The organism is Streptomyces sp. NPDC046122 (genome assembly GCF_056429965.1).
In genome coordinates, this window is sequence record NZ_JBWKLQ010000003.1 from 469,365 (window position 1) to 492,752 (window position 23,388).

The 23,388-nt window shown below is 72.5% G+C and carries 17 protein-coding genes and 2 pseudogenes; 11 read left to right on the forward strand and 8 right to left on the reverse strand.

Features of this window, described 5'->3' with window-relative positions:
* Positions 1-314: 314 nt before the first annotated feature.
* Both AC07FK_RS11425 and AC07FK_RS11430 read left to right on the forward strand, forming a co-directional pair.
* Entirely contained in the window at positions 315-644 is a 330-nt protein-coding gene (locus AC07FK_RS11425) for an ArsR/SmtB family transcription factor (protein ID WP_479104641.1), read from the forward strand.
* Between the two features lie 11 nt (positions 645-655).
* Positions 656-1,051 carry an ArsR/SmtB family transcription factor gene (locus AC07FK_RS11430; protein ID WP_479104642.1) on the forward strand — a complete coding sequence of 132 codons (396 nt, stop codon included), beginning with the start codon at positions 656-658 and terminating at the stop codon, positions 1,049-1,051.
* A 135-nt stretch (positions 1,052-1,186) separates the two neighbouring features.
* Here AC07FK_RS11430 and AC07FK_RS11435 read toward each other — a convergent pair.
* Positions 1,187-1,309: pseudogene (locus tag AC07FK_RS11435) on the reverse strand (transcriptional regulator); the annotation flags it as partial.
* Between the two features lie 50 nt (positions 1,310-1,359).
* Entirely contained in the window at positions 1,360-1,557 is a 198-nt protein-coding gene (locus AC07FK_RS11440) for a hypothetical protein (protein ID WP_479104976.1), read from the reverse strand.
* Between the two features lie 452 nt (positions 1,558-2,009).
* Here AC07FK_RS11440 and AC07FK_RS11445 point away from each other — a divergent pair, with 452 nt between their 5' ends.
* Both AC07FK_RS11445 and AC07FK_RS11450 read left to right on the forward strand, forming a co-directional pair.
* Entirely contained in the window at positions 2,010-2,477 is a 468-nt protein-coding gene (locus tag AC07FK_RS11445; RefSeq protein WP_479104643.1) for an ArsI/CadI family heavy metal resistance metalloenzyme, read from the forward strand.
* Positions 2,478-2,484: 7 nt separating this feature from the next.
* On the forward strand, positions 2,485-3,702 hold the full coding sequence (locus tag AC07FK_RS11450) for an MFS transporter (RefSeq protein WP_479104644.1): 1,218 nt from the start codon (positions 2,485-2,487) through the stop codon (positions 3,700-3,702).
* A gap of 278 nt (positions 3,703-3,980) precedes the next feature.
* Here the strand turns inward: AC07FK_RS11450 and AC07FK_RS11455 are convergent, their stop codons facing one another.
* Entirely contained in the window at positions 3,981-5,354 is a 1,374-nt protein-coding gene (locus AC07FK_RS11455) for a rhodanese-like domain-containing protein (protein ID WP_479104645.1), read from the reverse strand.
* A gap of 502 nt (positions 5,355-5,856) precedes the next feature.
* Between AC07FK_RS11455 and AC07FK_RS11460 the strand changes: the two genes are divergently transcribed.
* Entirely contained in the window at positions 5,857-8,103 is a 2,247-nt protein-coding gene (locus AC07FK_RS11460) for a serine/threonine-protein kinase (protein ID WP_479104646.1), read from the forward strand.
* A 141-nt stretch (positions 8,104-8,244) separates the two neighbouring features.
* Complete coding sequence (locus AC07FK_RS11465; protein ID WP_479104647.1) at positions 8,245-9,822, forward strand: phytoene desaturase family protein; 1,578 nt, start codon at positions 8,245-8,247, stop codon at positions 9,820-9,822.
* Between the two features lie 147 nt (positions 9,823-9,969).
* Here the strand turns inward: AC07FK_RS11465 and AC07FK_RS11470 are convergent, their stop codons facing one another.
* Positions 9,970-11,820: a serine hydrolase domain-containing protein gene (locus tag AC07FK_RS11470; RefSeq protein WP_479104648.1), complete on the reverse strand. Its 1,851-nt coding sequence runs from the start codon at positions 11,818-11,820 to the stop codon at positions 9,970-9,972.
* A gap of 159 nt (positions 11,821-11,979) precedes the next feature.
* Between AC07FK_RS11470 and AC07FK_RS11475 the strand changes: the two genes are divergently transcribed.
* Positions 11,980-13,092, forward strand: coding sequence for an NAD(P)H-dependent flavin oxidoreductase (locus AC07FK_RS11475; protein WP_479104649.1), 1,113 nt, complete (start codon positions 11,980-11,982; stop codon positions 13,090-13,092).
* Positions 13,089-14,645 (forward strand): acyl-CoA synthetase, encoded by a 1,557-nt coding sequence (locus tag AC07FK_RS11480; RefSeq protein ID WP_479104650.1) that lies wholly within the window; start codon positions 13,089-13,091, stop codon positions 14,643-14,645. Before AC07FK_RS11475 ends, AC07FK_RS11480 begins: the two co-directional genes overlap by 4 nt.
* Before the next feature lie 76 nt (positions 14,646-14,721).
* Here AC07FK_RS11480 and AC07FK_RS11485 read toward each other — a convergent pair whose 3' ends face one another.
* Complete coding sequence (locus AC07FK_RS11485) at positions 14,722-17,124, reverse strand: penicillin acylase family protein (protein ID WP_479104651.1); 2,403 nt, start codon at positions 17,122-17,124, stop codon at positions 14,722-14,724.
* Between the two features lie 180 nt (positions 17,125-17,304).
* On the opposite strand from AC07FK_RS11485, the gene AC07FK_RS11490 reads away from it, so the two are divergent.
* Entirely contained in the window at positions 17,305-18,831 is a 1,527-nt protein-coding gene (locus tag AC07FK_RS11490; RefSeq protein WP_479104652.1) for an acyl-CoA synthetase, read from the forward strand.
* Here the strand turns inward: AC07FK_RS11490 and paaK are convergent.
* Positions 18,800-20,089, reverse strand: a complete 1,290-nt coding sequence (paaK, locus tag AC07FK_RS11495; RefSeq protein WP_479104653.1) for a phenylacetate--CoA ligase PaaK — start codon at positions 20,087-20,089, stop codon at positions 18,800-18,802. The genes AC07FK_RS11490 and paaK overlap by 32 nt on opposite strands.
* Positions 20,090-20,222: 133 nt before the next feature.
* Here paaK and AC07FK_RS11500 point away from each other — a divergent pair, with 133 nt between their 5' ends.
* Complete coding sequence (locus AC07FK_RS11500; RefSeq protein ID WP_479104654.1) at positions 20,223-21,746, forward strand: alpha/beta fold hydrolase; 1,524 nt, start codon at positions 20,223-20,225, stop codon at positions 21,744-21,746.
* A gap of 185 nt (positions 21,747-21,931) precedes the next feature.
* Positions 21,932-22,306, forward strand: coding sequence for a DoxX family protein (locus AC07FK_RS11505; RefSeq protein ID WP_479104655.1), 375 nt, complete (start codon positions 21,932-21,934; stop codon positions 22,304-22,306).
* Positions 22,307-22,351: 45 nt separating this feature from the next.
* Here the strand turns inward: AC07FK_RS11505 and AC07FK_RS11510 are convergent, their stop codons facing one another.
* On the reverse strand, positions 22,352-22,549 hold the full coding sequence (locus AC07FK_RS11510) for a DUF4236 domain-containing protein (protein WP_479104656.1): 198 nt from the start codon (positions 22,547-22,549) through the stop codon (positions 22,352-22,354).
* A 150-nt stretch (positions 22,550-22,699) separates the two neighbouring features.
* A pseudogene (locus AC07FK_RS11515) lies at positions 22,700-23,344 on the reverse strand (class I SAM-dependent methyltransferase); the annotation flags it as partial.
* Positions 23,345-23,388 lie beyond the last annotated feature (44 nt).

Consider the following 23,388-nt stretch of genomic DNA (forward strand, 5'->3'; position numbering starts at 1 on the left):
GCGTGGGGAGGCTCGATCGACCTCCCCTTTATCGAATATCGATGATAGACGATTAAAGAGATGACCGGCAATGGGGATCCGATGTCCCTCGTCGCGCCGAAGGGGCCCGTCCCGCACTTTCGGTGGCGGCTGCCAGGAAGTGGGGATTGTTGCCAGGTCGCATCGACGTGACCGCCTTCCATGTGGTGCCTACATGCAGTCGCTCGTGTCAGGTGTTCCGGGCGTACATGAGGCACCGACGGGCCTCTGCGGGCCCGCTCTACGCGGAACGAACCTTGCCGTCGCGGGTGGTCATCGAATAACATCGATGGATCATGAGCGGTACGATGAATGCCCAGCTGATCGACCGAAGCACGGCCGAGTCCTACGCAACCTGGTTCAAGGCCCTCTCCGATCCCACCCGCGTGCAGATCCTCAATCTCCTCGCGCTGGCGGCCGGGCCGATGAGTGTCGGTGAGATCGTGGACCGGATGGGCGTCGGGCAGTCGACGGTGTCCCACCACCTGAAGCTGCTCGCCGACGTGCGGTTCGTCCTGCGCGAGCGCCAGGGGACCTCGATGCTCTACTCCATCAATGTCGCCTGCGTAGCCTGCTTCCCCAGTGCTGCCGACGCAGTCATGGGCCGCCCCGCGGCCTCGGCGTGAGGACCGGCCCCTTGACCAAGTCGACCCCGCACATATCCGGTGCGACCGCTGCTGCCTGCTGCCCACCCATCGTGACCGCCGCGCTGTCCGAAGGGGACGCCGAGATCATGGCGGCGATGTTCAAGGCGCTGGCCGACCCCGTCCGGCTCCGCCTCCTGTCCCGAGTGGCCTCACACCCCAGTGGCGAGGCATGCGTCTGCGACATAGCCGACGTGGGCGTATCTCAACCCACGGTCAGCCATCACCTGAAGAAGCTCCGGGAAGCGGGCCTGCTCACCTCCGAGCGGCGCGGCACCTGGGTCTACTACCGCCCGGCGCCCGGCGTCCTTGCCTCGCTGGGCGCGTTTCTCGCCGACACCGAGAAGGCCGGCAAGGAAGAGGTCTCTCTGGCGGCCCAGGTCTCCTGACGTTCGGCGCCGCCGCCCTCGGCGCGAACCTGCGCTTCAGTGCGGTCATGGCCGCTCGGCCGCGCGGTGCGTGGTTCACCTGTGAGCGGCGCCGTGCGACTGTGCCCGAGACGCCCTGGCGACCGTGACGCCGGGTCAGGCCGAGGCGGCCTTGGTGAGGAGGGCTCCCATGGCCGCGAGGACGGCGGGCTCGACGCGGTAGTAGACCCAGGTGCCACGCCGTTCCGAGGAGAGCAGCCCGGCTTCCTTCAGCTTCTGACACGCGTCGAACCGGCGCCCAAGGGTCGGCCGGACGACGGCCGGGATCGCTATGGCGCGTCTTCGCAGTCGACGCGCACCCCGTTCTTGCAGAAGCAGAACTTGACCCGCAGTACGTCCTCGGTGCGCGTCACGGCCTTGCCGGGGTTGCCCGAGCCGTTGTCGTCGATCTGGTCGGAGTAGGCCAGGGTGTTCTGCCACTGGATGTACGCCGCGATGGCGGAGCCGTCGGCGTTTCCGTCGTGCATCCATACCCGCGATTGGCTGCCGGCTCGGTTGGGGCCGTTGTCGACTTCGATCTGGTTGTTGTGGAAGGTCCACTCGCACCGCCACCCGCTACAGCCATCCGCAGTGGCGGGGCTTGCCGGCAGCGCCATCACGGTCGCCACCGGCTTTCGGCCGAAACTGCTCGCCGCTGTGCCGCCTGGCCGCGCGCCCCATGCGGTCGGGCCGCCTCGTTCCATCGGCGAGCGCTCGGGCCGTGGATTCGATGAATGTCTATGTTGACGGATGTCGAATCAAGTGCCATGCTGAAGCCGCGGATCGACGAACGTCGAATCAAAGCAGCCCGCCGACACTACGACCGGCGGCGGCTGCTGCGCGACGCCGACGGCGCTCCGGATCGGCGTCGGAGCCCTCGGCCGCCTCCGGCGGCTGCTGACCCTGTCCCCATCCACCCACCCACTGCTGGAGGAACACGATGTCCCGTGTACAGCTCGCCCTGCGCGTTCCCGATCTGGCGGCATCCGTCGCCTTCTACACGAAACTCTTCGGCACCGAACCGGCCAAGCTCCGTGAGGGCTACGCCAACTTCGCCATCGTGGAACCGCCGCTCAAGCTCGTCCTCATCGAAGGCGCCGAGAACGAGGACACTCGTCTGGACCACCTGGGCGTGGAGGTCGGCACCACCGAGGCGGTCCACGCCGCCACCGCCCGCCTGGGCGAGGCCGGTCTGCCGACGGCGGAGGAGAAAGACACCACCTGTTGTTACGCCCTCCAGGACAAGGTGTGGGTCCACGGCCCCGGCCGCGAACCGTGGGAGGTGTACGTCGTCAAGGCCGACGCCGACACTCTGACCAAGCAACAGGGCAGCACCTGCTGCGCCGGCACGGCCGCCACCACCGGCAGCGATGCGACAGAACCGGTTGCTGCCGGCGGATGCTGCTGATCTCTCGATGACCGGCCTTCAGACCCGCGGAGCCGCGACCGGAGCAGGGAACCGGTCGCGGCCTCGCGCCGTCCTGCCCGCTCTCTGCGCCACCCAGATCACCAGTTGGGGCATCGTCTACTACGCCTTCCCGGTCCTGAACCCGCAGATCACCGCCGACAGCGGCTGGTCCACCGGCGACACGATGGCCGCGTTCTCACTTGCCCTGGTCGTCTCCGGGATCGCCGGAATCCGTGTGGGGCGCATGATCGACCATCGCGGCCCGCGCACGGTCATGACGGCAGGCTCCGTGGCCGGGGTCCTGGGTCTGGTGATCGTGGCCCTGGCGCCGAACCTGCCGGTGTTCTTCGCCGGGTGGCTGTTGAGCGGGTGCGCCATGGCGGCCACTTTCTACCAGCCCGCGTTCGCCGCAGTCACCCGCTGGTGGGCCCCTGATCACGTCCGCGCCCTCACGATCGTCACCCTCGCCGGCGGCCTTGCCTCCACCGTCTTCGCCCCGCTCACCGCCGCCCTGGCTGACCTGCTGTCGTGGCGCGAGACCTATCTCGTGCTGGCGGCGATCCTCGCCGCCGTCACGCTCCCGGCCCACGCGATCGCGCTCAGAGCCCCCTGGCCCCCGGCGGTACCCTCCCCGGCCGGTACGGACGCGAACCCCGGCGCCGTAGCCCGAAGCCGACCGTTCCTCCTGCTCGCTGTCGCGTTCACGCTCTCGGCCTTCGCGATGTCCGCCGTCGTCGTCACTCTCGTCCCGCTCCTGCTCGAACGCGGATACACCACAGCCCAAGCGGCCTGGGCTCTTGGCCTCGGCGGCGCAGGCCAGACTCTCGGCCGCACCCTCTACGCGCCGCTGGCCCGCCATACCGGTACGGCAGTCCGCACCACAGCCCTCACCGCACTCGGCGCCCTGACCGCGGCGGCTCTCGCCGTCACGCCGGGCCCGTACGGCCTGGTGATCGCGGTGTCGATCGCGTCAGGCATGGTCCGGGGCAACCTCACCCTCCTCCAGGCCACGGCGATCACCGACCGTTGGGGCACACAGCACTACGGTCGGCTTTCCGCGATCCTCAGTGCCCCGGCCATGACAGCCTCAGCTCTCGCACCCTTCGCGGCAGCCACCCTTGCCGCGGCTCTGGGAGGCTACCCGGAGTTGTTCGGGGTGCTTGCCAGTCTCGCGGCGGCGTCTGCTTTCGTGGCCACGGCGACATCTGTACGCCGCGAGAGCTAGGTCCGATCCGAACTCTTGAAGATGCCCTCGTCCTGCCGCTTCGGGCTTTACGAGCGGTACGAGGGGGCGCCAGTGCGGCAGTGGGGCGGCATAGGAGCGACCGGTGTCCAGCACGGTCGCCCATGCTCGAGGTGGAGGTCGCCGACCCATGCTGATCGGCCGGCCTGCTGGCCGTCTTTGCACGTGCCCGCGCGGCGGGGCGGTTTCGCTCCCGCGGGGCGGCGCGACAGGTCGTGGGCGCGCCGTCGCGGTGGCGCCCGGGGGAGGCGGCCCGTGAGTCAGTCCGTGCCCGGCCGGGTGACGCGCAGCCCGGCTTCCGCCGCGGCGTCGAAGGCGTCGTCGACGGCCACCACGGTGCGGCCGGCCGCGTCCAGGAGCGAGGCGGCGATCGCCGCGCGCATGCCGGCCGCGCAGTGCACCCACACCTCTCCGGCCGGTACCTCGCCGATCCGGCCGTGCACCTGGTGGACGGGGATGTGCACCGATCCGTCGAGGTACCCGCCCGCACGTTCCGCGTCACGGCGTACGTCGAGCACCACGACGTCCTGTCCGCGGGCGCGGCGGGCGCCCAGAGCGGCGAACGTGGCACGCGGGAAGGACCGCAGTTCCTCCCCCTCGACCACCCAACGCCGCGGGTCTCCGGTGGCGGCGGCCGCCGGGCGGTCGATTCCCACCCTGGCCAGTTCCCGCTGGGCGTCAGCGAGCTGCTCGGGCGTCTCGGCCAGGAGGGTGACGGGTTTGCCCCACGGGACGAGCCACGCCAGGTAGGTGGCCGGCTTCCCTTCCGCCTCGAAGTTGAAGGATCCCGCGACGTGCCCCTCGGCGAAGGCCACGCGGCTGCGCAGGTCCACCACCCATTCGCCCGCCGACAGCCGCTCCGCGATCTGCCCGGCGTCGGCCTCACGCGGCGGGGTGAGGTCGACCGGCGCGGGGCCGGCCGCGTTGAGCGGGCCCATGTGCGCGTAGTAGGCCGGTACGTCGTCGAGTCCGGCGAGCATCCGCGCGACGAACGTGTCCGCGTCGTGGGTGAGCGCCGCGTTGTGCTTCCGTTCGGCGCCGATGGTGGTGGCGTCACCGCCGGCCTGGGACGAGGAGCAGAAGCTGCCGAAGCCGTGCGTGGGCAGGACCGGCACGTCGTCGTCGAGCTCGTCGGCCAGACGGTGGGCCGAGGCGTACTGGGCGCGGGCCAGTCGCCCGGTGAGTCGCGGCTCCACCAGATCGGGCCTCCCGACCGTGCCGATCAGCAGGGAACCACCGGTGAAGGCCGCCACCTCGCGGCCGTCCTCGCGCAGGACGTACGAGGTGTGGTGCGGGGTGTGGCCGGGCGTGGCCAGCGCCCGAACGGTCAGCCCCTCGTCGACCTCGACGCTGTCCCCGTCGGCGACCGGCGTGCGGTCGAACGACACCGAGGCGCCGGCCGGGACCAGGTACCGGGCCCCGCTGACACGGGCCAGTTCCAGCCCGCCCGTGACGTAGTCGTTGTGCAGGTGCGTCTCCAGCACGTACGCGATCCGCACCCCCCGCCGGGCCGCGGCGGTGATCACCCGGTCCACGTCCCGCGGCGGATCGATCGCGACGGCGGTGTCCGCCCCGCCGGTCAGGTAGCTGCGGTTGCCCAGCCCCTTGGTCTCCAGGGTGTCGACGAAGAACACGACTGCGGCTCCTTCCCGATCGACGCACCGGCCACGGGGGTCTCCGGCCGGTTCGGTGCTACGGAGACCGCCTCCACGCCTCCAGTACCCAGCTGGCGCCCACTGTCCCGTCCTGCTGGGCGCCCGCGGTCCGCCGGACCGGCAGCTCGCCCCCGGACGGTGCGCGGCAGGGCTTCTGGCTCGGCCGCTAGCGGCGCGCACGGCCCGGCGACGGCGCGTGGCCGGCCTCGCGTACGCCTGGCTGCCTCCCTGCGCCCGTGAGCTGTTCGAACACCCCGCACCCGGCCCGGAGACCGCCGCCCGCCCGCGTGCCGCGACCCGGAACGGCCCCGCACTTGATCTCGCCGCCTGTGCGACGGCGACCGCCGGCCCCGCCGCCGTCAGGGGCGACGGCCCGCCTCGGCCCCGACGCGCGCCCCGCACCGTACAAAGTCCGCAGACAGGCGTCCATACTGGACGGGCCGGGGAGGGCGCAGCGGAGTGACGGGGGCGACAGCGGGAGATGGCGGACACCAGGCTGATCCAGGGCCGGTACCGGCTGCTCGACCAGATCGGGCGCGGGGGCATGGGAGAGGTGTGGCGTGCCCATGATGAGTCACTGGGGCGGAAGGTCGCCGTCAAGTGCCTCAAGCCGGTGGGCCCCCAGCATGATCCGTCGTTCACCGGAGTGCTGCGCGAACGCTTCCGCAGGGAGGCCCGCGTCGCGGCCGCCCTCCAGCACCGCGGCGTCACCGTCGTCCACGACTTCGGCGAGCACGACGGCGTCCTCTACCTCGTCATGGAACTGCTCGACGGGCGCAACCTCAGCCAGCTCCTTGAGGACAACAAGGCGCACCCGCTGGACGTGGCCGATGTCGTCGACATCGCCGAGCAGGTCGCCTGGGCCCTCGCCTACACCCACGAGCAGGGCATCGTCCACCGGGACCTCAAGCCCGCCAACATCATGCGGCTCGCCGACGGCACGGTGAAGATCTGCGACTTCGGCATCGCCCGCCTGGGGCACGACATCGGGTTCACCTCCCGGCTCACCGGCACCGGGATCGCCATGGGCACCCCGCACTACATGTCGCCCGAGCAGATCAGCGGCGTGGAGGTCGACCACCGCAGCGACCTCTACTCGCTGGGCTGTGTGCTGTACGAGATCGCCACCGGCGTGCCGCCGTTCGACCTCGACGACGCCTGGGCGGTGCTCGTCGGCCACCGGGACACCCGGCCCGAGCCGCCGCGCACCCACCGGCCGGAGCTTCCCGCGTTCTTCGACCGGGCCGTGCTCGACCTGCTCGCGAAAACCCCCGATGAGCGGCCGGCCGACGCCAGGGAACTGGCGCACCGGCTGACCGCCGGCCGCACGTCCGGCCCCGTCGCCCTTCTCGGCCCGCTGCCGCAGACCGCGCGCCCCGAGCAGCCGCCGTCCCGCGCGCCCCGGCTGCCCTCCTGGACACGCGGCATGACCACCGGCCACAAGGCGAGCGGCACACGGCCGCTTCCGCTGCCCCCGCCCGACCATTCCGCGGGGCTGACGGGGGAGTGGACCACCGGGGCCGGCATGCGGGCGCCTGCGGCCGTTCCCGCCGCGCGCCGGCCGGAGCGGCCCACGCCGGCGCCCGAGGTGCTGGCCGTACTCAACAGCAGGCACAACGCAGGACTCAGCCTCGGCCGGCTCGGCCGCTGGGACGAGGCGGGCGAAGTGCACCGGGCCGTCGCCGCCGAGCGCGAACACGCCCTGGGCCCCGATCACCCCGACACCCTCGCCAGCCACTACGAGGTCGGCTTCACCCTCAGCAGGACCGGACGCGCCGCCGACGCCCTGCGGGAGTTCGACCGCGTCGCGCAGGGGCGCGAGCGCACCATGGGACCCGACCACCCCGAGACCCTCGCCGCGCGTCAGGAGACGGCGTACGTCCTCGGCCAGCTCGGCAGGCACTTCGAGGCCCACGAGGTGTACGCCGCGGTCCTCGCGTCCCGGGAACGCACCATGGGGGCCGATCACCCGGACACGTTGCGGTGCCGGCACAACCTGGCGTTCAATCTGAGCAGGCTCGGCCGCCTGGAGGACTCGTACCGCATGGCTCACGAGGTGGCGACGGCCCGCGCCCGGGTGCTCGGCGCGACGCACCCGGACACGCTCGTCACGCGGTACGAGGTGGCGTACGCACTCGGACAGCTCGGGCGCTGGACGGAGGCTCTCCAGGCGTACCGCGAGGTCGCCCAGGCCCGTGCGCAGGCGCTCGGAGCCGATCACCCGGATACGCTGGCCGCCCGCTACGAGGTGGGCATCAGCCTGGGGCGGCTCGGTCGCAGCGCGGAGGCGCTGGAGCTCTACCGGGCGCTCGTCGACGACCGCACCCGGGTGCACGGGCCGGCCGATCCCGAGACGCTGCGCGCGCGGCACGGCCTCGGCGTCAACCTCGGCCGCCTCGCCCGGTGGGAGGAGGCGCTGGCGGAGGCCCGCGACGTGTGCGCGATCCGCGAACGCGTCCTGGGCGCCGACCACCCGGACACGCTCGTCAGCCGCCGGGAGGTCGCCGTCGGCCTCGGCTGGCTCGGCCGGTGGTCCGACGCGCTCGCCGTCTACCGGCAGGTCGCCGACGCACGCGAACGCGTCCTGGGAGCCGACCATCCCGACGCCCTCGCCAGCCGCAACGACGAAGCCCACTGTCTGGAGCAGCTCGGGCGCGGCGCGGAGGCCGTCGAGCTGTACCGGCGGGTGGCCGCCCTGCGGCAGCGGCGCGGCGCCGAGAGCCTGTGACCCGTTCCGGGGTACCTACAGGTGCGGCGAACAGGGGCACGGCGACACGGGGACACAGGGAAACAGGGACACAGGCACGGGAGAGCGGCCGACGCGGGTACGCGAAAGCCGGAAGCCCTCAGCGACAGGAGTGCGCACGCCATGCCCGTACAGGACAGCTACGACGCCGTGATCGTCGGCGGCGGACACAACGGCCTCGTCGCCGCCGCCTATCTGGCCCGCGCGGGACGCTCCGTGCTCGTGCTGGAACGCCTCGGCCGCACGGGCGGCGCGGCGGTGTCCACCCGGCCCTTCGCCGGCGTCGACGCCCGGCTCTCCCGCTACTCGTACCTGGTGTCGCTGCTGCCCCGACGGATCGTCCGCGACCTGGGGCTCGACTTCGCCGTGCGCAAGCGCACCGTCTCGTCGTACACGCCGAGCGGGCGCGGCGGCCTGCTGGTCGGCGGCGGCGCGGACCGTACCCGCGAGTCGTTCGCCCGGCTCACGGGCGGCGACAGGGAGTTCGCGTCCTGGCAGTCCTTCTACGGCGTCATGCGCCACGTGGCCGAGCGTGTCTTCCCCACGCTCACCGAGCCGCTGCCCACCCGGGAGGCGCTGCGGGCGCGCATCGGTGACGACGCGGCCTGGCGGATGCTCTTCGAGGAGCCGATCGGCGTCGCGATCGAGGAGCACTTCGCGCACGATCTCGTACGGGGCGTCGTCCTGACCGACGCCCTCATCGGCACGTTCGCCGACGCGCACGACCCCACGCTGCTCCAGAACCGCTGTTTCCTCTACCACGTGATCGGCGGCGGAACGGGTGACTGGGACGTTCCCGTGGGCGGCATGGGGGCGCTCACCGACGCGCTCGCGGACGCGGCCCGGGCAGCGGGCGCCGAGATCGTCACCGGCCACGAGGCGACCCGTGTCGACACCGACGGGAGCCGTGCCGAGGTGACGTTCCGCGGCGACACGGGAGAGGGCGCCGTCGCCGCCCGGCACGTTCTCGTGAACGCTTCCCCGGACACGCTCGCGGCGCTCCTGGGAGACACGACTTCCGCCCCCGGAGCCGCCGCCGCGCCGACCGAAGGGGCGCAGCTCAAAGTCAACATGCTGCTGCGCAGGCTTCCGCGTCTGCGCGACCGTTCCGTGGAAGCGAAGGAAGCGTTCTCGGGAACCTTCCATGTCGCGGAGGGGTACGGCCAGCTGGCGGCCGCCTACGGAGAGGCCGCGGCGGGACGGCTGCCGAGCGCGCCGCCCTCCGAGATCTACTGCCATTCGCTGACGGACCCCTCGATCCTCGGCCCGGACCTCGCCGCACAGGGCTACCAGACCCTCACGCTGTTCGGCCTGCACACCCCGGCCCGTCTCTTCGCGCACGACAACGAAGCGGTCCGCGCCGAACTCCTGGCGGCCACCCTCGCGCAGCTCGACACGTATCTCGAAGAGCCGATCGCCGACTGTCTCGCGCTCGACGGGAACGGCCGCCCGTGCGTCGAGGCGAAGACCCCGCTCGACCTCGAAAGGGAGCTGCGACTGCCGGGCGGCAACATCTTCCACCGCCCGCTCGCCTTCCCGTTCGCCGACGGGCCGTTCGCCGACGGGCCGGAAGCGGGCGGCCGGTGGGGCGTGAGCACGGCGCACGCCAACGTCCTGCTCTGCGGGGCGGGCGCCGTCAGAGGCGGCGGCGTGAGCGGCATCCCGGGCCACAACGCGGCGATGGCGGTCCTCGGCCGCTGAGGACCGAGGCGACTCGAGGGGGCCGAGGGGATTCGAGGGGGCCGAGGGGATTCGAGGGGAGCTGAGAGGGGCTGAGAGGGGCTGAGTGGGGCCGACGTATGGGGACGCGCGGCATTCCGCGCTCCTCCGCCCCCCAGGCCCTCTCGTTCAGTCCTCGGACGCCGTCCAGCCGTTCGCCTCGATACGGGCGGCGTCCGCGGCCCTCGCCTCGTCGAAGAGGGTGCGACGGCCGTCGTCGACCCGCAGTCCGTCGACGTACGCCCCGCGCCCGACGTACAGCGTGTCGGTCAGGCAGCGCCAGCGCAGCCGTACCTCCCTGCCGCGCCAGGCCGCCAGGTCCGCGTCCAGCCGGTGCCACACGCGCCCCGACCATCCGCTGACGGCCCCCGTCGGGTGCGCCTGCGGCTCGCGCCCCTTGCGTACCGTCGTGAACGGGACCGCCTGCCAGGTGGCGCCCGCGTCCCCAGACGCTTCGAGGAAGAGGCGGTCGGAGCCCGGCTCGGTGTCCCACCACAGCGAGCAGCGCAGTCGCGGGCGCCGCGCGGCGGGGGCGAGGCCCACGGCGGGCAGCGTGAGGGTGGCCGTGGTCGCCGAGGCCGTGCCGGAGAACCACGCGGTGCGGCCGTGGGCCGGGCGTACGGCGACGGCGCGGGCCAGGTGGTTGGCCGCGGCGACGCGCGGGGCGCTGCCGGAGCGGTGGGTGCGCACCGGGTGGACCGAGTTGCCCAGCAGGATGAGGAACGAGTCGGTGGACGGGTCGAGGACCAGGCTGGTGCCGGTGAAACCGGTGTGGCCGGCCGTCCTCGGCGTGGCCATGGCGCCCATGTACCAGTGCTGGTAGAGCTCGAAGCCGAGGCCGTGCTCGTCACCGGGGAACGCGGTGTTGAAGTCGGTGAACATCAGCTCCACCGATTCGGGGCGCAGGACGCGCGCCCGCCCGTACGCGCCGCCGTTGAGGAGCGTACGGGCGAGAATCGCGAGGTCCCAGGCGGTGGAGAAGACGCCGGCGTGGCCGGCGACCCCGCCGAGGCCGTACGCGTTCTCGTCGTGCACCTCCCCCCACACCAGCCCCCGGTCGAGGCCCGACCAGGGCTGTCTGGCGTCCTCGGTGGCGGCGATCTTCAGCTTCCAGGAGGGCGGCGGGTTGAAACGAGTGCGGTGCATCCCGAGCGGAGCGGTGATCTCGTCGTGGAGCAGTGCGTCCAGCGTGCGACCGGTGATCTCTTCGAGCACCAGCTGGAGGGTGATCAGATTCAGGTCCGAGTAGAGGTACGTGGTGCCCGGGGGACTGGCCGGCGCCTCGTTCCACAGCAGCCGCAGCTTTCCCTCGCGGGTCGGCTCCTTGTAGAGCGGGATCCACGCCCGGAACCCCGACGTGTGCGTGAGGAGCTGCCGCACGGTCATGTCCTGCTTGCCCGCGCCCCCGAACTCCGGGAGGTACGTGGCGACCTTCGCCTCCAGTTCCAGCGTGCCGCGCTCGATCTGCTGCACGGCGAGCAGGGAGGTGAACAGCTTGGAGACCGACGCCAGGTCGAAGACCGTGTCCTCGGCCATGGCGATCCGCTGGTCCGCCGGGAACTCCACCGCCGTGTCGGTCTTCTCGTCGTACGCCGCGTAGCGCACCGCCGAGCCGATCGCCCGATGCAGCGCCACCGTGCCGCCCCGCCCGGCGAGCAGGACCGCGCCCGCGTACCACGGGTACTTGGGGGAGGGGCCGAGGAAGCGCTCGGCGTCCGTGACGAGCCGGTCCAGGGGGCCGGGGAGGAGCCCGGCGCGTTCGGGTGAACCGCGGCGCAGTGTCGGGCGGCCGCCGGGGCGGCTCGCCGCCGCGTCCGGGCCGCCGGCCGCCGTTCCCGCCCGCCCGGTCGCCGCGTCCGCCCGTCCGGCCGCCGACGGCGCGAGCACGAGGGCGCCGCCCAGTGCCACGATGCCGCCGAGCCTGCGCCGGCTGATGCCACTGACCGCCTCCGCTTCCCCGTCCGCCGCACCGTCGGTCACGATCCACCCCTTGTGAAAGTAACTTCCGCCACACGCTCAACAGATGAAACTTTCTTGCAGTGCTCGGGTGGTGTCAACCACCGCGAGGAACCCAAGAAAGCTGACACGGCATCAGAAAATCTCTTCCCTCGTCCGCCCCGCTGCGGCATCCTGCCGCCCATGGAGACGGAGCTGAGCAAGAAACTGGGTGTCGAGCACGCCATCTTCGGCTTCACACCCTTCCCCGCGGTGGCCGCCGCCATCACCCGTGCGGGCGGGTTCGGCGTACTCGGCGCCGTCCGCTACACCGCGCCCGGCGAACTCGCCCGCGACCTCGACTGGATGACGGAACACACTGACGGCAAGCCGTACGGACTCGACGTCGTCATGCCCGCGAAGAAGGTCGAGGGCGTGAGCGAGGCCGACGTCGAGGCGATGATCCCCGACGGGCACCGCCGATTCGTGGAGGAGACCCTCGCGAAACACGGCGTGCCCGCACTCGCCGAGGGCGAGACGTCGGGGTGGCGCATCACCGGCTGGATGGAGGAGGTCGCCCGCAACCAGCTCGACGTCGCGTTCGACTACCCCGTCAAGCTGCTCGCCAACGCCCTCGGCTCGCCGCCCGCCGACGTGATCGCCCGCGCCCACGACCACGGCGTCCTCGTGGCCGCCCTCGCCGGCAGCGCCCGGCACGCCAGGCACCACGCCGACGCGGGCATCGACGTCGTCGTCGCGCAGGGCTACGAAGCGGGCGGCCACACGGGCGACATCGCCTCCATGGTCCTCGTGCCGGAAGTGGTCGACGCGGTCCACCCCCTGCCCGTGCTCGCCGCCGGAGGCATCGGCAGCGGCGAACAGATAGCCGCCGGTCTCGCCCTCGGAGCCCAGGGCGCCTGGCTCGGTTCGATCTGGCTGACCACAGAGGAGGCCGACCTGCACTCGCGCGCCCTCACCGCCAAGCTCCTCGCCGCCGGCTCCGGCGACACCGTCCGCTCCCGCGCCCTGACCGGCAAGCCCGCCCGCCAGCTGCGCACCGAATGGACCGACGCCTGGGACGACCCGAGCGGGCCGGGCCCCCTTCCCATGCCGCTCCAGGGGCTCCTCGTGGCCGAAGCCGTCTCCCGTATCCAGAAGTACGAGGTCGGGCCGCTGCTCGGCACGCCCGTCGGCCAGATCGTCGGCCGTATGACGTCCGAACGCAGCGTGCAGGCCGTCTTCGACGACCTCACGCGCGGTTTCGAGCGCGCCGTGGAGCGCGTCGCCCGTATCGCGGGAAGGAGCGGCCGGTCATGACCGCGACTCAGCCGCCCAACGGCTTCTGGGCCCAGGCGGCGGCGGATCCCGGCCGTACGGTGCTCACCGCCCCGGACGGCGAGCGGTGGACGGCGGGACGGCTGCACGGCGCCGTCAACCAGCTCGTCCACGGCCTGCGCGCGGCCGGCCTGCGCGAGGGCGACGCGTTCGCCGTCGTCCTCCCCAACGGTGTCGAGTTCCTCACCGCCTACCTGGCCGCCTCCCAGGCCGGCTTCTACCTCGTCCCCGTCAACCACCATCTCGTGGGCCCGGAGATCGCCTGGATCGTCGCCGACTCCGGCGCCAAGGTGGTGGTCGCGCACGAGCGCTTCGCCGGAGCCGCCACCCACGCGGCCGACGAGGCGAAGCTTCCCGGGAACAGCCGTTACGCCGTCGGGAACGTTCCCGGGTTCCGTCCGTACGCCGAACTGCTCGCCGGACAGCCCGACTCCGCGCCCGCAGGCCGCACCCTCGGCTGGGTCATGAACTACACCTCGGGAACGACCGGACGCCCGCGCGGCATCCGCCGCCCGCTCTCCGGCAGGCTCCCCGAGGAGTCCTACCTCGGCGGCTTCCTCGGCATCTTCGGCATCCGCCCCTTCGACGACAACGTCCACCTCGTCTGCTCACCGCTCTACCACACCGCCGTGCTGCAGTTCGCCGGCGCGGCCCTGCACATCGGTCATCCGCTCGTTCTCATGGACAAGTGGGCGCCGGAGGAGATGCTGCGCCTGATCGACCGGTACGCGTGCACGCACACCCACATGGTGCCCACCCAGTTCCACCGGCTGCTCGCCCTTCCCGAGAGCGTTCGCACGCGGTACGACGTGTCCTCGATGCGCCACGCCATCCACGGCGCCGCGCCCTGCCCGGACCACGTCAAGCGGGCGATGATCGACTGGTGGGGCCACTGCGTGGAGGAGTACTACGCCGCCAGCGAGGGCGGCGGCGCCTTCGCCACCGCACAGGACTGGCTGAAGAAGCCCGGCACCGTCGGCAAAGCGTGGCCCATCAGCGAACTCGCCGTGTTCGACGACGAGGGCAACCGCCTGCCGCCCGGCGAACTCGGCACGGTCTACATGAAGATGAGCACCGGCGGATTCAGCTACCACAAGGACGAGGGCAAGACGAGGAAGAACCGCATTGGCGACTTCTTCACCGTCGGGGACCTCGGCGTGCTCGACGAGGACGGTTATCTCTTCCTGCGCGACCGCAAGATCGACATGATCATCTCGGGCGGCGTCAACATCTACCCCGCCGAGATCGAGGCGGCCCTCCTCAGCCACCCGGCCGTCGCGGACGCCGCCGCCTTCGGCATCCCCCACGCGGACTGGGGCGAGGAGGTCAAGGCCGTCGTCGAGCCCGCCGAGGGCCACACCCCCGGTGACGCGCTCGCCGCCGCCGTCCTCGCGCACTGCGAGCAGCGCCTGGCCGCCTTCAAACGGCCCAGGAGCGTCGACTTCATCGAGACGATGCCCCGCGACCCGAACGGCAAGCTCTACAAGCGCCGCCTGCGCGAGCCGTACTGGGAGGGCCACGAGCGCGCCCTGTGACCACCTTCCGCCCCCCACGCGGGACAGGGCCCCCACCGCACCGGTGAGGGCCCTGCCGCCGCGCCACACCGAGATGTCAGCGTTCGCGCACCCGCTCCACCCGCAGGTCGGGCGAGGCGAGGATGTCCTTCTCGCAGAACCGCGAGCGCACCCAGCGCTCGTCCGAGTACAGCCGGGTCTGGTCGCTGTAGTGCGGCGACGCGGGGTTCGACGACTGGGCGTACGTCAGCAGGGTGCGCGCCACCGGGCAGCGGCCGCCGTCCCAGCCGACCGCCTGGATGTGACTGGAACCGGTCGTCACCCGCGGGTAGCCGCCGCCCGCCGGGTCCCACACGGGTTCGATCTTGTTCCAGATGCCGAGCGACTCCGTGCCGCCGTGGAGCGGGAGGCGCTCGCCGCCCCGTACGGCGAACTGGTGCTCTCCCAGCCGCGCGTCCAGCGCGATGCCCGCCGCCCTCAGCTCCGCCACCGCGCCGGTGAGGGCGGTCGCGAACCCGGGCGCGGCCGTGTTCAGGGTGTTCGGCGTACGCACCGGATCGGCGGGGGAGAACGGCACCTTCCACAGCTCCGCGGCGGGCACCGCCCCGACCAGCCTGCGCCAGAACCGGTCGAAGAGCAGCGCGCCCGCGCTGTCGGTGTTCACCGTCCGGTCCCACCGGCCCAGTACGCGGCACGCCTCCTCGAGACCGTCGCCGGGACGCTCGGCCGCCAGCGCCGCGCACCCCTTCGCCGCGTCCGCCGCCGCCAGGTCACCGGCGGGTGCCCGGTTGGCGAACTGCTGGCGCTGCAGGTCGCCGACGGTCAGCCGGCCCTTCTCCGCCATGGCCGACACGTCCTCCACCGCGCCGCGCGTGCGCAGGGAGCGGGGCGTGCCGACCGTGCCGAAGATCCGCTCGTACCCCGTCAGCGGCCGGTCGGCGTTGGTCAGCCAGGCGCTGTCGTTGGAGTTCTCGGCGTACGGCGCGTCCTTGAGCACGGGCATCCTCGACGGACCGAAGATGCCCGGCTGCACCGCGTCCTCGTCCGCGCCGAGCGCGCAGTCGGCGCGCGACCCGTCGAGTACGGCGATCCCGGACGCCGGGTACGTCACCTTCCCGAGCGGCGTCGAGCAGCGCGTCGCCAGCTCGTCGGTGATCCGCGGCAGGACCTGCGACTGGCTGAAGAACGAGTGTCCCGCGGAGTCCGCCGCGACGGTGTTGACCCACGGCAGGCCCTGGACCCGGCGCAGCGTGGCGTGGATGTCCCGCGTGGAGCGGGCCTTGGCGAAGCCGAGGGCCGTGTCGGAGCCCCGCAGGTTGGCGGCGTTCGGATCGTTCAGGGCGTACGCCGTCGTCGCCGACCAGGGCAGGGGCAGGGACGGGCCGAGCGTCGTGACGACGGGCCCGTAGCGGGTCCACCACTGGGTCCGGGTGACCGGCTCGCCGCCCTTGACCGGCACGGACACCGTCCGCTTCGTCATGCGCTCCGGCCTGCCGTCCACGAGGTACGTCGTCGGGTCGGCCGGGGCCAGGGTCAGCTGGTGGAGGTTGAGCGTGACGCCGGTCGCCACCGTGTGGCTCCAGGCCACCTTGTCGTTGAACCCGATGCTGACGATGGTCGTGCCGAGCAACGACGCTCCGGAGACGTTGAGTTCGCCCGGGACGGTCTGCTGCGACTGCCAGAACCGCCGACCCCCTTGCCAGGGGTAGTGCGGGTTGCCCAGCAGCAGTCCGCGCCCGTTGGCGGTGGTCTTCCCGCTGAACGCCACCGCGTTGGACCCCATGTCGGCGCGGTCCGACGCGAACAGCTCGCGCGCCGCCACCGCCGCCCGCCCGGGGTCGACCCGGCCGACGGGCGCGGAGCCCGGCGGCGTCGCGGCGGTGATGCCGTCCGCGGCGCGTCCCTGGCCGCCCAGCACGGAGATCGCGAAGCCGCGCCTGGCCACGTCCAGCGGGGTCACCTTGCGCACCCAGTCGGCGCCCGCGCAGGCCGGGTCGGTGACACGGTTCTGTTCGAGCCAGGCGTTGTACCCGGCGGCCCAGCCGCGCATCGACTCCATGATCCGCCGGCTGGGGCCGGCGGGGGCGGGCGTGGCCAGCAGCTTCTCGACCGTGCGCGCCTCCCGTACACCGGTGAAGTACAGGTCGCTGGAGAGGTTCCTGGTGGCGGACGACAACGAGCCGTCGGGCGCCGCGTCCGGGCCGAAGTGGCGCGAGCGCTCGCCGCGCACGGTCACGAAGCCGTCGGCCAGCGTGCACACCTGGTCGGCCGCCTGGGCCCAGCCGGTGCCGAAGCCCAGGTTCGCGTAGTCCTTGGCCACGATGTGCGGGACGCCGTACTCCGTGTAGCGGATCAGGGCCGACAGTCCGCCGGACGACGGGTGCCGGTCGCGGGAACCGGCGTCGCCGGCCGCGGCCGTGGCCGGCGGCAGCGCGGCCACGGCCGTCGCCAGGGCTATGGAGGTGAGCGCGAGCTGTCTCAGGCGGGTGCGGAAGTGCAACGTGCCTCCCAGAGCGACTGTGGTGCACAGAAGTTGCGCAGTGATTGGTCCATGCACGCAGCCGGGCGCGCACATGTCAACATCCCGTTCGGTATCCCGTCGGGTCCGCGCCGTTCCACCCCGCCGCCCGGCCCGTTCGGCCCCTTGACCCCTGTCGCCGCCGCGACCCAGGATCACGCCATGACGACAGACGCACGCAGCAGCACAGTCGACGGGATCGTGCGCCGCAGCGCCCGCCGGACCCCGGACCGCACCGCCCTGCGGTACGCGGACCGCTCCTGGACGTACGCCGAGCTGGACGCCGCCGTGTCCACCGCCGCCGCCGAACTCGTCGCCCACGGCCTCGGAGACGGCGACCGGGTGGCGGCTTACGGCCACAACTCGGACGCGTACCTGATCGCCTTCCTGGCCTGCGCGCGGGCCGGGCTCGTCCACGTGCCGGTCAACCAGCACCTCACCGGTGACGACCTGGCGTACATCCTCGACGACTCCGGCAGCGCCCTGGTCCTCGCCGACCCCGACCTGGCCGGCCGGCTGCCCGGCGGCGTCGCGGTGCGGCCGCTGCGGGACGCCGGGGGATCGCTGCTCGAAGCGCTCGCCGCGCCACGGGAGTTCGACCCGGACCGGGACGCGCGGGACGTCGTGCAGCTCCTCTACACCTCCGGGACCACCGCGCTCCCCAAGGGGGCGATGATGACCCACCGGGCGCTCGTCCACGCGTACGTCAGCGCCGTCACCGCGCTGGACCTGAGGGAGAGCGACCGGCCGGTCCACTCGCTGCCGCTGTACTACTCGGCGCAGATGCACGTGTTCCTGCTGCCGTATCTCGCTGTCGGGGCCGAGAACACCGTGATCGACGGTCCGGACCCGGAGCAGATCTTCGACCTGGTGGAGGCGGGGCGGGCCGACAGCCTCTTCGCCCCGCCCACGGTGTGGATCGGCCTCTCCCGGCACCCCGGCTTCGCCACCCGCGATCTGAGCGGCCTGCGCAAGGCGTACTACGGCGCGTCCATCATGCCCGTGCCCGTACTGGAGCGGCTGCGCGAGCGGCTGCCCGCTCTCGCGTTCTACAACTGCTTCGGGCAGAGCGAGATCGGCCCGCTCGCGACGGTGCTGGGGCCCGACGAGCACGAGGGGCGGATGGACTCGTGCGGCAGGCCCGTGCTCTTCGTCGAGGCGAAGGTCGTCGACGAGAGCGGCGCCGAGGTCCCGGACGGCACGGCCGGCGAGATCGTCTACCGGTCACCGCAGTTGTGCGAGGGGTACTGGAACAAGCCGGCCGAGACCCGGGAGGCGTTCCGCGACGGCTGGTTCCGCTCCGGGGATCTCGCGACGCGCGACGGCGAGGGGTACTTCACGATCGTCGACCGCGTGAAGGACGTCATCAACTCGGGCGGTGTGCTGATCGCCTCGCGTCAGGTCGAGGACGCCCTCCACACCCACCCCGGCGTCGCGGAGGCCGCGGTCGTCGGCCTCCCCGACGCGCGGTGGATCGAGGCCGTCACCGCCTTCGTCGTGCCGCGCGGCGACGTGACGGAGGCCGTGCTCCTCGCGCACGCCCGGGAGAAGCTGGCCCGCTTCAAGGCGCCGAAGCGGGTGGTCCTCGTCGACGAACTGCCGCGCAACGCCAGCGGCAAGGTCCTCAAGCGCGAACTGCGGGAGCGCTTCGGCGCGCTCACCTCTCCCGGAGATCCTCGATCCGCCTGAGCTTGCCCACCGACCGTTCCAGCGTCCCGGGGTCGACGATCTCGACTCCGGCCGAGACCCCCACGCCCTCCTTGACGGCGGTCGCGATCGACGCCGCGGCGGCGGCCCGCTGGTCCCCGGTGGCACCGGGCCGCGCCTCCGCCCGTACGGTCAGCGCGTCCATACGGCCCTCGCGCGTCAGCCGCAGCTGGAAGTGCGGGGCGACCCCGGGCGTCCGGAGCACGATCTCCTCGATCTGGGTGGGGAAGAGGTTCACGCCGCGCACGACGACCATGTCGTCGCTGCGGCCGGTGACCTTCTCCATCCGCCGGAAGCCCGGACGCGCGGTTCCCGGGAGCAGCCGGGTGAGGTCGCGGGTGCGGTAGCGGACGACCGGCATGGCCTCCTTGGTGAGCGAGGTGAACACCAGCTCGCCCTGCTCGCCGTCCGGCAGCACCTCACCCGTGACCGGGTCGACCACCTCCGGATAGAAGTGGTCCTCCCAGATGTGCAGTCCGTCCTTCGTCTCCACGCACTCCTGGGCGACCCCCGGACCGACGACCTCCGAGAGCCCGTATATGTCGACGGCGTCGATCGCGCACCGTTCCTCGATCTCGCGCCGCATCTCCTCGGTCCACGGTTCGGCGCCGAAGATGCCCACCTCGAGGGAGGTCGTACGGGGATCCACGCCCTGGCGCTCGAACTCGTCGAGCAGCGTCAGCATGTAGGACGGCGTCACCATGACGACCTCCGGGCGGAAGTCCTGGATGAGCCGCACCTGGCGCGCGGTCATGCCGCCCGACGCCGGGACGACGGTGCACCCGAGGCGCTCGGCCCCGTAGTGCGCGCCGAGCCCGCCGGTGAACAGGCCGTACCCGTACGCCACATGCACGGTGTGGCCGGGCCTGCCGCCGGCCGCGCGGATCGAGCGGGCGACCATGTCGGCCCACATGTCCAGATCACGCTGCGTGTAGCCGACGACCGTGGGCTGTCCCGTCGTGCCGCTGGACGCGTGGACGCGGCGGACGGCGGACCGCGGGACGGCGAACATGCCGAAGGGGTAGTTGTCCCGCAGGTCGCTCTTGACGGTGAAGGGGAAACGCGCGAGGTCGGCGAGCGACCGGCAGTCGTCAGGACGCAGGCCGGCCTCGTCGAAGGAACGGCGGTAGAACGGGACGTTCTCGTACGCGTGCCGCAGAGTCGTCCGCAGCCGCTCTAGTTGCAGCGCGCCGAGCTCGTCGCGTCCGAGCTTCTCCGCCGCGTCCAGCAGAACCGTCACAGGTGACTCTCCCGTACCGACCGGACAACCGATCATTCGGTTGATCTTCCGGAGGTCAGTAACCCAGGGCGCCGGCCGGGCGTCAAGGCAAAGGAATTGCCCTGTGCGGCCGGTACTTGTAAGGATCTTGCACATGAGGGCCACGAGGACGTTCAGCGCGTACGACGGAACCACACTCGCCTACCACCTCGTGGGCGCGGGGGAGCCGGTGCTCTGCCTGCCCGGCGGCGCCATGCGCGCCTCCGCCTACCTCGGCGACCTGGGCGGACTGGCCGCGCACCGGCAGCTCGTCCTGCTCGACCTGCGCGGCACGGGCGACTCCGCGGTCCCGGACGACCCCGCGACGTACCGCTGCGAGCGTCTCGTCGACGACGTCGAGGCACTGCGCGAACACCTCGGCCTGGAACGCGTGGACGTGCTGGCCCATTCGGCGGCCGGCAGTCTCGGCATGCTGTACGCCGCCGCCCACCCGGACCGCGTCCGCCGCCTGGCCCTCGTCACCCCGACCGCGTGGGCGGCGGGGGTGGCGGTGACGGCCGAGGACCGGCTCTCCGCGGCGCGGCTGCGCAAGGGCGAGCCGTGGTTCGAGGAGGCGTACGCGGCGCTCGACGCGCAACTGCGCGGCGTCGACACGGACGGCTCCGCCTACCCGTTCTTCTACGGGCGCTGGGACGCGGCCGCCGAGGCGCACGCCGCGGCGAGCCCGCGGCAGGTGAACCGGGCGGCGGCGCAGGTCTTCGCCACGCAGAGCGACTTCGACCCGCCGGCGACCCGCGCCGCGCTCGCCGCGTTCGAGGCGCCCGTCCTGGTGCTCGCCGGGGAACGCGACGGCGTGCCCACCCCGCGGCGCGCCGCCGAGATCGCGGCGCTCTTCCCCGCCGCCGAGTCGGCCGTGCAGCCCGGCGGCGGCCACTTCCCGTGGCTCGACGACCCCGGCTGGTTCGTCCGCACGGTCGGCGCGTTCCTCGACGCCGGACTCCGGAGCGTACGGGCGAACGGCATCAGGATCGCGTACCGCGCCTGGGGCGACCCCGCCGCGCCACCGGTCGTACTGCTGCACGGCAGGTCCGGGAACAGTGCCGACTGGACGTACGTCGCGGAGCGGCTGGCCGCCACCCGCCGGGTGTACGCACCGGATCTGCGCGGGCACGGAATGAGCGACTGGCCGGGCGGCTACACGTACCCCGGGATGCGTGACGACGTCCGCGGGTTCCTCGACGCGCTGGGACTGGACCGGGCGGACCTCGTCGGGCACTCCATGGGCGGCATGGTGGCGCTGCTGGTGGCCCAGGCGTGTCCGGAGCGGATCGGACGGCTCGTGCTGGAGGATCCGCCGACGCCGTTCCCGGCGGAACCGCGGCGTCCGGTTCCGTCCCGCCCGGACGGGGAACTCGACTTCGACTGGGACGTCGTGCCGGCGACGGACGCGCAGTACAACGAGCCCGACCCGGCGTGGGCGGACGGACTGCCGGGCGTCACCGCGCCGACGCTCGTGGTGGCGGGCGGCCCCTCCAGTCATCTGCCGCAGGACCGGCTCGCGCGGATGGCGGAACTGATCCCCGGCTGCCGCCTGGTGACCGTGGACGCGGGTCACCTGATCCATGAGAACGCGCCCGAGGAGTTCCTCGCGGAGCTCAGGGCGGTGGGCTGCTGCTGACGCGCTGTCTAGCAATGTGGCGTACCAGCTGGTAATAATCATGCTGCCGGACTGCCGGACTGCCGGACTGCCGGACTGCCGTGTCACGGCGCCGAGCCGGACCGCCGGTTCGCCGTTCACGGCGCCGGAACGTGCTCGACCCGTGCGCCCGTGCCCGCTCATCCAGAACCGCCCAGGAGGTTCCCTTGACCGCCACCGACCGTTCCGCGCGTCTGCTCGTGGGTCTCCTCGCCGCGGCGGGGGCCGCGCACATGGTGGCGCCCAAGCCCTTCGACGCGACGATCCCCGAGGTGCTGCCTGGCAGCCCGCGCACCTGGACGCACGCGAGCGGCGTCGCCGAACTCCTGCTGGCGGCGGGCGTCGCGGTGCCCCGCACGCGCCGCGTCAGCGCGGCCGCCGCCGCCTGCTTCTTCGCGGGCGTGTTCCCGGCCAACGTGAAGATGGCGTACGACTGGCGCCACCGGCCCGTCAAGCTCAGGTCCCTCGCCTACGCCCGGCTCCCGCTCCAGATTCCGCTCGTCCTGTGGGCCGCCAAGGTCGGGCGCGACGCCGCACGTTGACCCACCCGCGGGGTCACGGCCGGCGCGGTCGACGCCGGGCTGCCGTCAACGGCGGCGCGTCCGCGTGGTCCTGCGCCAGCCGAAGGGACCGGGCAGATCCATCGACGTGGTACGGCGGCCGGTGCTGCTGGTGGTACGGCGGGGGCCGTTGCGGCCACCGGTGGTGAGGGACCAGGAGCGGCGGTTGATGTTCAGCCGCACCCCCGGGAGGATCCGGAAGCTCTTGCGGAATGTGATCGGCATGGTCGACGCCCTTCTGCTGAGGTGGGATCCGATGCTCTACAGGTTGCCCGTCCGGCCCGCACCATGCGCCGTCGGCCGCGTCGCGTGCCCGGTACACCCCGCCGGTGGACGCCGGCCCCGCTCGGGGTCGCAACCGGGAAGCGCTGCGCAGGATTTGCGGGCGAGGAGGTGGACCTCCTGGAACTGCCGTCGGTCGGTGGGCTGCGGCTCCCGCACCACGCGGGCCACCTCGGCCAGCCCGGCCTCGCGCAGCAGCGCGGCGAGGTGGTCGGGCGACCACCGATAGGCCGGCGCGACCGTGTGATCGAAGACCTGCGTCGGGTGGGACGGGCCCTCGCTTGCCCAGAAGCCGACCAGGAGGTGGCCGCCGGGAGCCAGCACACGGTGGAACTCCTCCAGGACGGCAGGGAGTTCGCGCGGCGGAGTGTGGATGACGGACCAGCGTGAGAGGACGCCGTCCAGTACACCGTCGGCGATGTCCAGTGCGGCCATCGAGCCCACCTCGAACCGCAGTCCCGGGCCGGCCTGTCGAGCCAGCTCGATCATCGCGGGGGAGGCGTCGACGCCGAACGCCGCCAGCCCCAACTCGGCCAGATAGGCGGTGACATGGCCGGGCCCGCACCCCAGGTCCGCGACCCGACCGTCCCCACGGGCACTGACGACCTCGGCGAAGACGCCCAGGATCGCGCGGTCCAGGGGGCTTTCCCGCAGCGAGTCGCGGAACAGCTGCGCGTACGCGGGGGCAACGGCGTCGTAGGCGTCGCGGGTGGCACTGAGGGCATCGTGTTCGGCCATGCGCGCGACTGTAGTTCCCGAAGTGGAACAGTGCCGGGCACTTG